The organism is Leisingera sp. NJS201 (assembly GCF_004535885.1).
Classification (GTDB): Bacteria; Pseudomonadota; Alphaproteobacteria; order Rhodobacterales; family Rhodobacteraceae; genus Leisingera.
Window position 1 is genome coordinate 3399039 of sequence record NZ_CP038234.1, and the last position, 12288, is coordinate 3411326.

Annotated in this window: 12 protein-coding genes; 4 read left to right on the top strand and 8 right to left on the bottom strand. The window is 63.4% G+C overall.

Annotated features, from left to right (window positions below):
- Window positions 1–4 precede the first annotated feature (4 nt).
- The 3 genes from ETW23_RS16605 to clpS all read right to left on the bottom strand — a co-directional run bounded on the left by ETW23_RS16605 (window position 5) and on the right by clpS (window position 2294).
- Window positions 5–811 carry an SDR family NAD(P)-dependent oxidoreductase gene (locus tag ETW23_RS16605; protein ID WP_129369774.1) on the bottom strand — a complete coding sequence of 269 codons (807 nt, stop codon included), beginning with the start codon at window positions 809–811 and terminating at the stop codon, window positions 5–7.
- A 115-nt stretch (window positions 812–926) separates the two neighbouring features.
- Entirely contained in the window at window positions 927–1916 is a 990-nt protein-coding gene (locus ETW23_RS16610) for a class I SAM-dependent methyltransferase (protein ID WP_134830675.1), read from the bottom strand.
- Between the two features lie 12 nt (window positions 1917–1928).
- Entirely contained in the window at window positions 1929–2294 is a 366-nt protein-coding gene (gene clpS / locus ETW23_RS16615; protein ID WP_247676992.1) for an ATP-dependent Clp protease adapter ClpS, read from the bottom strand.
- A 64-nt stretch (window positions 2295–2358) separates the two neighbouring features.
- Here clpS and ETW23_RS16620 point away from each other — a divergent pair, with 64 nt between their 5' ends.
- From ETW23_RS16620 to ETW23_RS16630, 3 genes are all read left to right on the top strand, one after another.
- Window positions 2359–3072, top strand: coding sequence for an HAD family hydrolase (locus ETW23_RS16620; RefSeq protein WP_134830676.1), 714 nt, complete (start codon window positions 2359–2361; stop codon window positions 3070–3072).
- 80 nt (window positions 3073–3152) lie between these two features.
- Window positions 3153–3479: a hypothetical protein gene (locus ETW23_RS16625; protein ID WP_134830677.1), complete on the top strand. Its 327-nt coding sequence runs from the start codon at window positions 3153–3155 to the stop codon at window positions 3477–3479.
- A gap of 261 nt (window positions 3480–3740) precedes the next feature.
- Window positions 3741–5363 carry a D-alanyl-D-alanine carboxypeptidase family protein gene (locus tag ETW23_RS16630; protein ID WP_134830678.1) on the top strand — a complete coding sequence of 541 codons (1623 nt, stop codon included), beginning with the start codon at window positions 3741–3743 and terminating at the stop codon, window positions 5361–5363.
- 246 nt (window positions 5364–5609) lie between these two features.
- On the opposite strand, the gene ccoS is transcribed toward ETW23_RS16630, so the two are convergent.
- The 5 genes from ccoS to ETW23_RS16655 form a co-directional block, all read right to left on the bottom strand.
- A complete protein-coding gene (ccoS, locus tag ETW23_RS16635; RefSeq protein ID WP_027257996.1) occupies window positions 5610–5768 on the bottom strand; it encodes a cbb3-type cytochrome oxidase assembly protein CcoS in 159 nt (52 codons plus the stop codon).
- A 30-nt stretch (window positions 5769–5798) separates the two neighbouring features.
- Window positions 5799–7976, bottom strand: coding sequence for a heavy metal translocating P-type ATPase (locus tag ETW23_RS16640; protein WP_134830679.1), 2178 nt, complete (start codon window positions 7974–7976; stop codon window positions 5799–5801).
- Between the two features lie 5 nt (window positions 7977–7981).
- Window positions 7982–8446, bottom strand: a complete 465-nt coding sequence (locus ETW23_RS16645; protein WP_129369768.1) for a FixH family protein — start codon at window positions 8444–8446, stop codon at window positions 7982–7984.
- Window positions 8447–8449: 3 nt separating this feature from the next.
- Window positions 8450–9784 carry a cytochrome c oxidase accessory protein CcoG gene (ccoG, locus tag ETW23_RS16650; RefSeq protein WP_239032627.1) on the bottom strand — a complete coding sequence of 445 codons (1335 nt, stop codon included), beginning with the start codon at window positions 9782–9784 and terminating at the stop codon, window positions 8450–8452.
- A gap of 329 nt (window positions 9785–10113) precedes the next feature.
- Complete coding sequence (locus ETW23_RS16655; protein ID WP_134830681.1) at window positions 10114–10992, bottom strand: LysR family transcriptional regulator; 879 nt, start codon at window positions 10990–10992, stop codon at window positions 10114–10116.
- Window positions 10993–11531: 539 nt separating this feature from the next.
- On the opposite strand from ETW23_RS16655, the gene ETW23_RS16660 reads away from it, so the two are divergent.
- Entirely contained in the window at window positions 11532–12224 is a 693-nt protein-coding gene (locus tag ETW23_RS16660; protein WP_129369764.1) for a DUF2270 domain-containing protein, read from the top strand.
- The last annotated feature ends 64 nt before the right edge of the window (window positions 12225–12288 follow it).

The following is a 12288-nucleotide window of genomic DNA, read 5'->3' on the forward strand; positions in this document are numbered from 1 at the left end:
CTGATCAGTGGACCGGTGCCGCCACCGGATCCAGCAGCGTGCGGCCGCCGTCCAGCGTCAGCACCTGGCCGGTCATGAAACCAGAGGCGTCAGAGGCCAGGTACTGCGCCGTCTCGGTCAGTTCAGTGGGCGAGGCAATACGGCCCAGCGGGGTATGCGCCTCGATATCCTGGCGGTAGCTGCGGTTGTCCTTGAGGGTGGTCCGCATCGACGCGCTCATCACTGAGCCAAAAGCAATCGAGTTCACCCGGATCTTGTGCGGCGCCAGCGCCACCGACAGGGAGCGGGTCGCCTGATCCAGCGCGGCAGAGGCGATCGAATAGGCCATCAGCTCAGGGTGGGTGCGGCGCGCGGCAATGGAGGACAGGTTGATGATACTGCCAAGCGGGCCGCTGCTGTCCTCGTCTTCCTCGCCCTGCCGGATCATCCGCTTGGCCACTTGCTGCGACAGGCGCACGGCGGGCAGCAGGCTTTGCATCAGCAGCTGATCCAGGGTGTCATCGGCGGGGTCCAGCGGATCAGTTGCCACCATCTGGCGCGCACCGTTGACCAGGATATCCACCCCGTCAAAGGCGTCGATAGTGGCCGACAGCAGATTGGCAATGGTCAGCCGTTCTCGCAGGTCGCCTGCGAAATAGCGGATATTGCTTTCCTCGGCCTGCTCGCCCAGTTCGGCCACCAGCTGCGCCTCATGGGTGTCGGCAAACATCACATTGGCGCCGGCATCGGCAAACTGCTTGCCGATCGCCAGGCCGATGCCGCTGGAGGCCCCAGTCACGATGGCGGTTTTACCGGAGATCGAAAAGGACATGTTAGGGCACTCCCCTGTAACAATCTGGCCTGCAAAAATCTGGCCTGTAGCACTCAGGGCCGCACGTTAGACCGGGCCTGCCGGTTTGGAAACCGGCATTGCGCCCCGCACGCGGTTACTTGCGCCGCCGTTTCGGCCGCGCCGCATGCAGGATCTTGAAACGGTTGTCACCGCCCTCCTCGCGCACCTGGGCAAAGCGTTCACCCAGCGCCACCTCATAAGGCAGATGCCGGTTGGCCACCATCCACAGGCTGCCCGAGGGCGCCAGCATCGCTGCTGCTGCCCCGATGAACGCCTGACCCAGCGACGGTTCCGCCGTGCGGCCAGTGTGAAACGGCGGGTTCATCACCACGGTGTTCACTGTGCCCGGCGCCTTCCATGTGCGTGCATCGGCCCAGTGAAACTGCGCCCGGCTGTCCGCAACATTCTGCCGCGCGCAGGCCAGCGCGTGGTAATCCGCCTCGGCCAGATGCAGTTCCTCGACACTCTCGCGTTTCAGCACCTCAGCCGACAGATACCCCCAGCCAGCCCCCAGATCAGCCACACAACGGCCCAGCTTCTGCGGCAGCGCCGCTGCCAGCATCCGGGACGCAGGGTCGATCCCATCCGCCGAGAACACGCCCGGCGCGGTGGTGAAGCCTTCAACCTGCTGCGGCTCTGCCGGCAGCCACTCGGACAAATCGGTGCCGCCGTCGATCCAGAACACCTTGCCATGCGCCTTGGAAACCGGAACCGAGGGTTCACAACGCTTGCGCAAATCCTTCAGAACCGAATCGATGCCCTCAGTCTTTGCGCCATCAATCAGCACCTGCCCCTGTGTCGCTGCCGCCGCCTGGGCGATCAGCATCCGCGCCAGCGCTTTGGCACGCGGAATAAAGACAACTGCAGCGGCCAGCGCCTCATCCGCCTCCAGTGCCGGGGTGCAGGCATAGCCCTGCGCGGCAAAGTGATCGTGGTCGGGGCGCAGCGGCTGGACGATCAGCAGCTGGTCCTTGGGCAGGGTTGACAGGTCGTGATCGCTGCGCGGATGAAACACGGCGATGCGGCCCTCTGACGGAACAGCAAAGCCGCCCGATTGGGCGGCCAATGACAGGCGAACGGACATCTAAGGGCCTCTTTATTCTTCTTTTTCCATGGTGCATTGCAGCGGGTGCTGCTGGCGGCGGGCGAAATCCATCACCTGTCCCACCTTGGTCTCAGCCACCTCATGGCTGAACACACCAACCACGGCAACGCCTTTCTTATGCACTGTCAGCATGATCTCGAACGCTTGCGCGTGGGTCATGCCAAAGAACCGCTCCAGCACCAGGACGACAAATTCCATCGGTGTGTAGTCGTCATTCAGCAGCAGCACCTTATAGCGTGGCGGGCGCTTGGTTTTCGGCCGCGTCTTGGTCAGGACGCCAGATTCGATATCGTCGTCTGAATGGTCGGTCATCATGATGTGCTGCAGCGGCATAAGCAATTTGATCCGTTGATACATGGAATTTCCTGTGACGCTTATATAGCCTCTATACTGTTTAGGAAAAGAGACTGAGACCCGCAGATTGATACGTAATTTGACAACAATCGGCTTTGATGCCGACGATACCCTTTGGCACAACGAACGGTTCTTCCGCGTCACCCAGGAAAGATTCGCCGAATTGCTGATGGATCACACCCCCGTCGACGTCGGCCCGGAGCGGTTGGAACGGCTGCTTCTGGACGCCGAAAAGCGCAATCTGGGGCGCTATGGCTACGGGGTGAAGGGGTTCACGCTCTCGATGATCGAAACCGCGATCGAGGTGACGCAGGAACAGGTGCCTGCCTCTGTGATCAAGGAACTGATCACTGCAGGGCAGATGATGCTCTCCTATCCCATCGAACTGCTGCCCCATGCGCGCAAAGCGGTTGAGGCCGTGGCCGGCCGCTACACCGTGGTGCTGATCACCAAGGGCGACCTTCTGGACCAGGAACGCAAGCTGGCGCAATCCGGCCTGGGGGAGCTGTTCGACGGGGTCGAGGTGGTCTCGGAGAAAACACCGGAGGTCTATCTGGACATCTTCGCCCGCCACGGCGACGGGGCAGCGCACGCGATGATGGTTGGGAATTCCATGCGCTCTGACGTGGTTGCAGCCATCGGCGCCGGCGCCTGGGGCACCTATGTGCCGCACGGGCTGGTCTGGGAGGTCGAACACGCCGAAGCCCCCGAGCATAACCCCCGTTATACCGAGATTGCCGATCTGAGCGGGCTGGCGGGTTTGGTAAACAGCCTTTGCTGACAGTGCCGGGGATTGGATGCTGGACGGACCTGTTCCGGCCAGCTATCCCTTTGCCGACCCAAAGCGGAGACGCCGGATAGATGCCGCATGCCGAACTGAAATTCTCCAGCGATCTGGAAATCGACGCCAATTCCATCCTGGCCGAGATCGAGTCCGTGATCCTGCAACACGACAGCGGCGCCGGGGCCTGCAAGGGCCGGGCCTATCCGGCAGCGCAGTACCATCACAGCCACATTGCCATCACTGTGGCCCTGCTGACCAAGCCGCACCGGGACGAGGCATTTTCCCGCGCCCTGCTGGCGGATCTCGAATCCCGCATCAAGGCGCAGTTGTCCCAGCCTTGCGAGTTTTCCCTTGGCCTGAGCTATTCCACTCCCTTCTACGTGACCAATTTTCACGCAGGTTAACGGCTCAGACCCGGCCTATACGGCCTGCAGGGGGATATTCGGCCACCGCGCGATCTGGAAAACACAACTTTTTTCGGTAACCTTCTGTTAGCACTTACTGCATCTAGAGGAGCCGCTGGACACCCCCACAAGATGCCGGCAGGATGGCGCGCATAGCGCTGAATGGCGTGTGTCGCCGCTGTTTATTCCTCAGTAACCCTGTGTTAGGCTTTCGGTCACAGGCAAAAACGTCAGCCGGAAAACCGGCGGCATGAGGCAAACATGGCAGTAATCACGCAGGTCAATCCGGCGTCAGGCCGGGATTCTTGTACCCGGTTCCTGAGGGCAGCCGCGGTATTTCTTATCGCAGCACTTGTGCTGGCGCTCCAGCCGCACCAGGCCGCTGCGGCGCCCTATGCGGCGATGGTGATTGATTCCCGCACCGGCGAAGTGCTGCATTCGCGCAATGCCGACACCCGCCTGCATCCCGCATCATTGACCAAGATGATGACCCTCTACATCGCGTTTGAGGCGGTGCGGAACGGCGAAATCACGCTTGAGACCAAAGTCAAAATCAGCCGCAATGCCGCTGCCGAGCCGCCCTCGAAACTGGGTCTGCGCTCCGGCCAGCGGATTGCCTTTCGCTATCTGATCCGCGCCGCAGCCGTGAAATCCGCCAATGACGCCGCCACCGCCATCGGCGAGACGCTGTCCGGCTCCGAGGCGGCCTTTGCCCGCCGCATGAACCGCACCGCCAAGGCGCTGGGGATGAGCCGCACCACCTTCAAGAACGCCCATGGCCTGACGGCCAACGGGCATATGTCGACGGCGCGCGACATGACCACGCTGGGGCGGCACCTGCTTTATGACTACCCCGAATACTACAACCTGTTCTCCCGCCGCACGACCCATGCCGGCGTGCGCGAAGTGCCCAACACCAACCGCCGCCTGCTGGCCAGCTACCGCGGCGCCGACGGGATCAAGACCGGCTATACCCGCGCCGCAGGCTCCAACCTGGTGGCCTCGGCCAAGCGCGGCAACGAGCGGATCATCGCCACGGTGTTCGGCGGCAAATCCTCCACCGCGCGCAATGCCAAAGTGGCGGAACTGCTGGATCTCGGCTTCCGCCGCGCCCCTTCGCGTGCCGCCCTGCGCAAGCCGCGCCGCCCCGCGTACCAAGGTGCAGGGGTAGTGGTAGCAGACGCCGGGGACAGCGGCAGCAGCGAAGGTGCTGCGGGCAAGACAATCCGGGTCAGCGGCCAGGTCAACACCAGCCTGCGGCCCAAGACGCGCCCGGGCCGCACCGAGTCGCCGGTGCTGGTAGCCGCACTTGAGGAAGCCCTGCAGACGCCGCCGGCCGAAGCTGCTGAGGACACTGCACAAACCGCGCCGCAAGCGGAGCAGATCGAAAATGTCCAGACCGTCAGTGCCGAAGGTGCCGTGCAGGGCGATGCCATCCGCAACAGCATTGCCGTTGCCCTCGCCGAAGCAGAGGCAGAACCCGCACCGCCAGCCCAAGCCCAAGCCGCAACAGCCACTGTCATTGCTGCGGTGCAAAAGGTGCCCTTCACCGGGCTGAGGCCCGTGGCCCGCCCGGCCAGCCTGGCCCTTGCGAACGCTTCGCCCGAACCGGAACCAGTGGTTGTGACCCGGCTTTCCACTTCCGGCGGGCGTTACTGGGGTGTCAATGTCGGTCTCTACACCAGCCGTTACCAGGCCGAGAAGGTTCTGTTGCGCACGGCCCTGTCGGAGCTGGAAACACTGGACGGCTCCTTGCGCAAGGTGGCCAAGACCCGGCGCGGGTTCGAAGCCAATTTCCTCGGCATGAGCCAGGATCAGGCGGAACTCGCCTGCCGCCGCCTGAATGCCCGCAACGTAACCTGCAAGCCGATCGGCCCATCCTGACGCGAACGGCACAGACTGCAGAACAAAAGGCGCCCCAGAGGCGCCTTTTTCATGCCGGAAACACCGAGCAAGCCAGCTTCTCCCGCCCGCCGTCAGCCTCTTCTGCGAAAAGACTTCCTGCCGTTGGGCGTGGCACCGCGCTTTGCGCGGTGCCACGCCCAACGCTGCCAAGGGGCTCTGGCGCCAGCCAGGGCACCTGCAGGGGCGGGAGGGTTTGGCTATTCACACAGGCGCAGGCCGCCCGCATCACGGCTTGGGCTTGTCGTCCCACTCATCGCTCAGGATCCGGCGTGAGTCGCCTTCCGGATCGTCATACTGGTTGCTGCGCAGTGTATAAAAGAACGCCGCCAGCCCGACCGAGCCGAGGATCAGTGAAATCGGGATCAGATAGGCAAGGACGCTCATGGCTTCAGGTCCGTTGTGGCTGGCGCCGGCTTATCGCAGCCGCAGCGCATTGAGAGAGACTGTGATGGAAGAGGTAGACATCGCCAGCGCCGCAATCAAGGGTGTTGCCAGCCCGGCAATCGCCAGGGGCACTGCAATCACGTTGTACAGCGTGGCAATACGGAAGTTCTCGCGGATCCGGCGGGTTGCCTTTTGCGCCACGCTGCAAGCCTCGGCAATCGGGGAAAGATCCTGCCCCAGCAGAACAATATCCGAAGCCACCCGCGCCGCATCCAGCGCCGATGCAGGCGAGATTGACACATGCGCCGCCGCCAGCGCCGCGGTGTCGTTCAGGCCGTCGCCAACCATCAGAACCTTTTTGCCATGCTCTGTCAGCATCTGCACACGAGCGGATTTGTCAGCCGGCAGCGCCTCGGCCACCCATTTGGCGATGCCCAGCCGCCCGGCCAGACCCTCCACCGCACCAGTGGTGTCGCCGGAGACCAGCAGCACATCCTTGCCCGCCTCTTTCAGCGCCTGAACAGCCTCCGCTGCGCCGGGACGCAGGGCATCGGTGAACAGCAAGGGTTTGGCCGCCCCTGCCCCGCTGTCGAGCCAGGCCGCGGTCTGGCTGCCCTGCGTGGCACCGACCCAGGCCGCGCGGCCCAGCCGGACGCGGGCACCGCGGAACATCCCCTCGGCACCATAGCCCGGAACCTCGGCGATCTCCTGCACGCTGGCCGGCTTGATCCCGACCTCCCGCGCCGCGCGGCTCAGAGCCACCGACAGCGGATGCGAAGACCCTTCGGCCAGCGCCAGCGCGATCTCCAGATCGGCGCGGGCATGATCGCCCAGATTGGTCACTTGCGGCGTGCCGGCTGTCAGCGTGCCGGTCTTGTCAAAGACCACGGTATCGACCTCCGCCAGCCGCTCCAGCGCAGTGGCGTGTTTGATCAGCATACCCTTCTTGAACAGCCGGCCCGAGGCAGCGGTGGTCACCGCAGGCACCGCAAGACCCAGCGCACAGGGGCAGGTGATGATCAGCACTGCCGCGGCAATATTCAGCGCCATGCGGATGTCGAAGGTCCACAGATACCAGCCCGCAAAAGCAAGCGCCGACAGGATATGAACGCCGGGCGCATAAAGCTTGGCAGCACTGTCCGCCAGCGAGGTGTAGCGGGAGCGGCCGGATTCAGCGATGGCGACCAGATCGGTCATCCGGTGCAGCGAGGTATCCTCCCCAACAGCAGTCGCCCGGATGGTCAGAGGGCCGGTCAGATTCACCTCGCCGGCTGACACCGCCAGACCGGGTTCCGCAAAGACCGGCAGCGTCTCGCCAGTCAGCAGCGAGCGGTCCAGTTCCGACCGCCCCTCGACAATCGCACCGTCCACCGGCATCCGCCCGCCGGGGCGCACCAGGATCAGATCGCCAATCGCCAGATCCGCCACCGGCACCTCGTATTCATCGCCGTCCAGCAGCCGGATCGCGCGGGGCACTTCCAGTGCTGCCAGCTCCTCAGCGGCCGAGCGCGCAACCGCACGGGTGCGGTAATCCAGATAGCGGCCTGCCAGCAGGAAGAACGTCAGTGTCAGGGCGGCATCGAAATAGGCATGTTCGCCCGACAGCGACGTCTCCCACAGCGAGGTGACCAGCGCCAGAACCAGCGCCAGCACAATCGGCACATCCATATTCAGGCGCCCGACCCGCAGCGCGCTCCAGGCATTGGCAAAAAACGGCTGTGCTGCGAAGATGATCGCGGGAAAGGTGATGGCGGCAGAGATCCAATGGAACATGTCCCGTGTCGCATCCGACGCTCCGGACCAGACCGAGACCGACAGCAGCATCACATTCATCGAGGCAAAGAAAGCCACCGCCAGCCGCATCAGCAGGTCACGTCCCGCCTTGTCGTTCCGGGTGGCAGCCAGCGCTGCCAGATCCAGCTCATGCGCCTCGTAGCCGATGCTTTGCAGTACCGGAATCAGATCCACGGCGCGCAGGCCCGGCTCGGCCTCAATCAGCGCCCGCTTAAGTGTCAGATTGACCCGTGCGGAATGAATACCGGGGTGTGCGTTCAGCTCCCGCTCCACCGCTGAAATACAGGCCTGGCAGTGAATGCCGGGCAAGGACAGCGCCAGCCGCGCCTCGGTCGGAGCTTGTTCAGCAACGTCCTGCGGGACCGCGACACAGGCCGGACAGGCCGCAAGCGAGGGGCGGATCTGGGCAGTCATGGCAATCAGCCTTTCACATGCAGGATCACGCGCTGGGTGAACTCGGTGCCATCCTTGGCCCGCGCCACCATGCGGATATTCCAGTTGCCCGGCCCCAGCTCGGCCGGCGCCACATAGGCCTGGCCGTCAAAGGTGAACTCCGGCTGCTGGTCGTCCTGCACATGGGTCGCCCGGCCCAGCGTTGCGCTCAGCTTGGCGACCTCCACCGGGGTGCCATCGGCATCGGTGATCTCCAGCTTGACCTGATCCCCTTGCGAAGACGCATAGACCGACCAGCCCAGCGCCTCCTGGGCAGAACGGCGCACATCGAATTCCTGGCTGGCAACATAGGAATTCTTCACCTCCAGCCCCGGAAAGGTCTTCACCGCGTTGACTGCCAGGGCGATGTTCACCCCGATGATCACCGCAAAGGCGCCGCAGAACAGCATCAGGGCGTGTTTGCCGGTAAATTCGCGTTCGCTTTTCGCCATGGCTCAGTCCCCCGTGCCGTTAAAGCTGGTGTCCTTGTGGGCACGTTCCCCGTTTATCAGATCCTCCACCCAGATGCGAACCGGGGTTGACCCGGCCTGCGACGGGGCGGAGCCCTTAGGTGCCACAATATAGACCCGCTGCAGCAGTGCGGTATCGACCGGCACGTTGACCGAGTGATACATCGTACCCTCCAGCTGCAGCCGCATGGCCGGATCGCCCTTGATCGACAGTTTGAACACCCGGTCCTCGCCGTGCTTGTTGCGCAGGCGCACATCATAGGTGTTGCGGATCGCGCCATCGGACAGCGTCACAAAGGTCGGGTTGCGTTCAGGTGCGACGGTCAATTCAATGTCGGAACGGATGAACAGGGCAAACAGCAGACCCGCACCGACCAGCGACCAGAGGCTGGTGTACATGATGGTGCGCGGCCGCAGGATGTGCTTCCAGATGTTCTTGGGCGGCTTGCCTGCGCGCTCCTCTGCCTCATCCGACAGCGCCATATAGTCGATCAGCCCGCGCGGCTTGCCGATCTTGGCCATCACGTCGTCGCAGGCGTCGATGCACAGGGCGCAGGTGATGCATTCCATCTGCTGGCCGTCGCGGATGTCGATCCCCATCGGGCAGACGTTGACGCAGGCCATGCAGTCAATGCAATCGCCATGCACGGTGCCCGCCTCGTCGGTTTTGCGCGGTTTGCCGCGCGGCTCGCCCCGCCACTCGCGGTAGCCGACGGTCAGCGTATCCTCATCCATCATCGCGGCCTGGATGCGCGGCCAGGGGCAGGCGTAGATGCAGATCTGCTCGCGCGCGAACCCGCCGAACAGAAAGGTGGTACCGGTCAGCACCAGCATGGTGGTATAGGCAACGGGGTGCGCATTCAGCGTCACCAGATCATAGGCCAGCGTCGGCGCATCGGCGAAATAGAACACCCAGGCACCGCCGGTGGCGAGACCGATCAGCAACCAGGACACCCATTTTGTCAGCCGCAGCCGCGCCTTGCGGAAATCCATCTTCTTCTGCCGGTGCAGGCGCAGCCGGGCGTTGCGGTCGCCCTCGATCCAGCGCTCCACCAGAATGAACAGGTCAGTCCACACCGTCTGCGGACAGGTGTAGCCGCACCAGACCCGGCCCAGCGCCGAGGTGAACAGGAACAGCCCCAGCCCCGCCATGATCAGCAATCCGGCCACAAAGTAAAACTCATGCGGCCAGATCTCGATCCAAAAGAAATAGAAGCGGCGGCCCGCCAGATCCAAAAGCACGGCCTGATCCGGCAAGCTCGGCCCGCGGTCCCAGCGGATCCACGGCGTCAGATAGTAGATCCCCAGCGTCACCGCCATGATGTACCATTTCAGGTTCCGGAACGGGCCGGACACGCGCCGCGGGAAGATCGGCTCCTGGGCGGCGTACAGGCTCGGGCTGGTTTGGAATCGCTCACGGACACTCTCCGTCTTGTGGCTGTCTCGCGCCGTTGTCACAGATGCATAATGCCAGAACATTGACGTGGATCAAAAAGCGTATCGTACAATCATGTTTTCAGGCGCCATCTCAGCGCATTGCGAAGTCAAAGCGCCACCTATGCCTGCCCGCCCGGCGCCGCCAGGGGCAAGTTGCCGCAGCGCAGCGATTGCGGCGTTGCAAAGAAGATTTCCGTCAGAATGCCCCAGTTTCACCGGTCCTCCTTCTTCTGCCGCCGCAACCAGCTGGTCAGCTTGCGCGCCTCCCGGCGCAGCACGCCGGGGCGGGTCACGATGTGATAGCCCCGGTCTGTGCCTTCGGTGAACAGTTCCAGCAACCGCCCGCTGTCCAGATCCTCGGCAACAAACTCCCGCACACTGACTGCCACCCCCTGGCCGGCCCGTACCGCCTGCATCAGCAGATTGCCGGGCAGCCGGGTGCGCGGCCCGCGCAAAGCCTCGGTGACACCGCGCGATTCCAGCCAGCGCGAGGCCTCCGAAGTGCCCAGCTCTTCGAGCCAGGGCAGATCCAGCAGATCCTCCGGGGATGCCACCTGCCGACCGTCCAGAAGACTGCCCGCCGCAATGACCACCATCGGCGATTGCAGCAGCATCCCGGTCTCCAGCCCCGGCCAGCTGCCGTCGCCGTAGCGGATGGCAATATCCACACCGCCCGGCTTCAGCTCGACAATCTCGCCCCGCGGGTCCAGCACCAGATCAATCTCCGGATGCTCGGCCTGAAACCCGGCCAGCCGCGGCATCAGCCAGTGGGCGGCAAACGTCGGCGTACAGGTCACATGCAACGGCCGGGCGGCCCCTGCGGCAGATATTTCCTGCACCGCCGCCTCAATCGCGCCAAACCCCAGATGCAGCGCACGGGCCAGATGCTCTCCGTCCGGTGTCAGCGCCAGCGCCCTGCCGCTGCGGTCCAGCAAAGCTGCGCCCAAATGCGCCTCCAGTGCGCGCAGCTGCTGGCTGATGGCAGCGTGGCTGACATTCAACGCCGCGCCTGCCCGCACCACATTCCCGGTCTCAGCAAAGGCGGTAAAAGCCCTGAGCGCCGCCAATGGCGGCATGTTCAGCCAATCCATATGTAACCCAAACTTACATAACGCAATTCCAATTAACTCGCAGGAATCGCGCATTCACGCAAGTATCAGAAACAGACGCCAGGATAGGAGGCACTGAAATGCTGATTGATATCTATGCCCGCTCGATGATGACCGCCACGCGGCAGGACTGTGTAAGGCTGCGGGACCTGCCTGCGCCCGGCCCTTGTACCGCCCTTCAGGCAAGTTCACCCGGCTGATGCGCTGGCTCGCCGCAAGGCCGCCGAAAACGCGCTGCATTCATCCCCAGAACATCTGACCTGAGACCCTGACCTTTGGGAAGAAAGAAAAAGCGCCGGTTTTCCAGGAAACGCGCGAACAGATCGGAAAACCGGCGCATGACCCCGTTCAGCCTGCACGTCGGCCTTGCGGGATATCATGCTGCCCAGGAGGGCTGTTAAGCCAAGCAGCAATCTCTTTCACCTGCGGTTCTACCCGGTTTGCCGCCGGCAAAGTTTGACACGGATCAAAAAGGCGCAAAATAATTGCCCGGCTCCGGGAAAAAACCTACGCTCGGCCTTATGAACATCGAAACGCGCGAACAGGCGGTCACCAGTGACCGCGCACCGCTGACGGCGGCCGAAGTCGGCGCCCTGGCGCATTTGTACCGGGGCGAGATCTACCGCAGCACCGTCTGGCGCACCCGGTTGGACACCACCACAAACTGGTCGGTCGTCACCCTGGGCGTGGCACTGTCGATCTCCTTTTCCTCGCCCGAAGCCTCGCCCCTGCCGCTGATCCTGGTGGGGGTGCTGATCATCTTTTTCCTGATGCTGGAGGCCCGCCGCTACCGCTATTTCAACGTCTTCCGCGCCCGTGCCCGCTGGATGGAGACGCATTTTTATACCTCGATGCTGAAGGAGGGCGACCTGCATCTGGAAGATCATTGGCAGGACGTTCTGGCCGCGGATTATCTGCGGCCCCAATACCATGTAAGTGTCATGACTGCGATCGGACGGCGGATCCGGCGCAACTACTTTTGGATCCTGCTGATCCAGTCACTGGCCTATGCGGGCAAACTGGTGGTGCATCCAACCGCTGTCCTGTCCCTGCAGCAAGCGGTGGACCGCGCTGACATCGGCCCGTTTCCCGGCGAGCTGGTGCTTGGCACCGGTGTTTTCTATGTGCTGCTGTGGGGCAGCATCGCCTGGTGGAGCACCACAGCAGACGCCGCCCGCGCCCGCAAACGCAGTTCGATGACTTCGATGGGCTAAGGGGCATCCCGCACTGAACCTCTACAGCCGCTTTGCGCTGGAGGCTACCTAAGCAAAGCCTTGT

Excerpts from the sequence above, each read along its gene's own strand:
- ETW23_RS16625 (WP_134830677.1), top strand. The coding sequence starts at position 3,153 with ATGCCGCATGCCGAACTGAAATTCTCCAGCGATCTGGAAATCGACGCC.
- ETW23_RS16645 (WP_129369768.1), bottom strand. The coding sequence starts at position 8,446 with ATGGCGAAAAGCGAACGCGAATTTACCGGCAAACACGCCCTGATGCTG.
- ccoS (WP_027257996.1), bottom strand. The coding sequence starts at position 5,768 with ATGAGCGTCCTTGCCTATCTGATCCCGATTTCACTGATCCTCGGCTCG.
- ETW23_RS16655 (WP_134830681.1), bottom strand. The coding sequence starts at position 10,992 with ATGGATTGGCTGAACATGCCGCCATTGGCGGCGCTCAGGGCTTTTACC.
- clpS (WP_247676992.1), bottom strand. The coding sequence starts at position 2,294 with ATGTATCAACGGATCAAATTGCTTATGCCGCTGCAGCACATCATGATG.
- ETW23_RS16660 (WP_129369764.1), top strand. The coding sequence starts at position 11,532 with ATGAACATCGAAACGCGCGAACAGGCGGTCACCAGTGACCGCGCACCG.
- ETW23_RS16630 (WP_134830678.1), top strand. The coding sequence starts at position 3,741 with ATGGCAGTAATCACGCAGGTCAATCCGGCGTCAGGCCGGGATTCTTGT.
- ETW23_RS16605 (WP_129369774.1), bottom strand. The coding sequence starts at position 811 with ATGTCCTTTTCGATCTCCGGTAAAACCGCCATCGTGACTGGGGCCTCC.
- ccoG (WP_239032627.1), bottom strand. The coding sequence starts at position 9,784 with ATGGCGGTGACGCTGGGGATCTACTATCTGACGCCGTGGATCCGCTGG.
- ETW23_RS16610 (WP_134830675.1), bottom strand. The coding sequence starts at position 1,916 with ATGTCCGTTCGCCTGTCATTGGCCGCCCAATCGGGCGGCTTTGCTGTT.
- ETW23_RS16640 (WP_134830679.1), bottom strand. The coding sequence starts at position 7,976 with ATGACTGCCCAGATCCGCCCCTCGCTTGCGGCCTGTCCGGCCTGTGTC.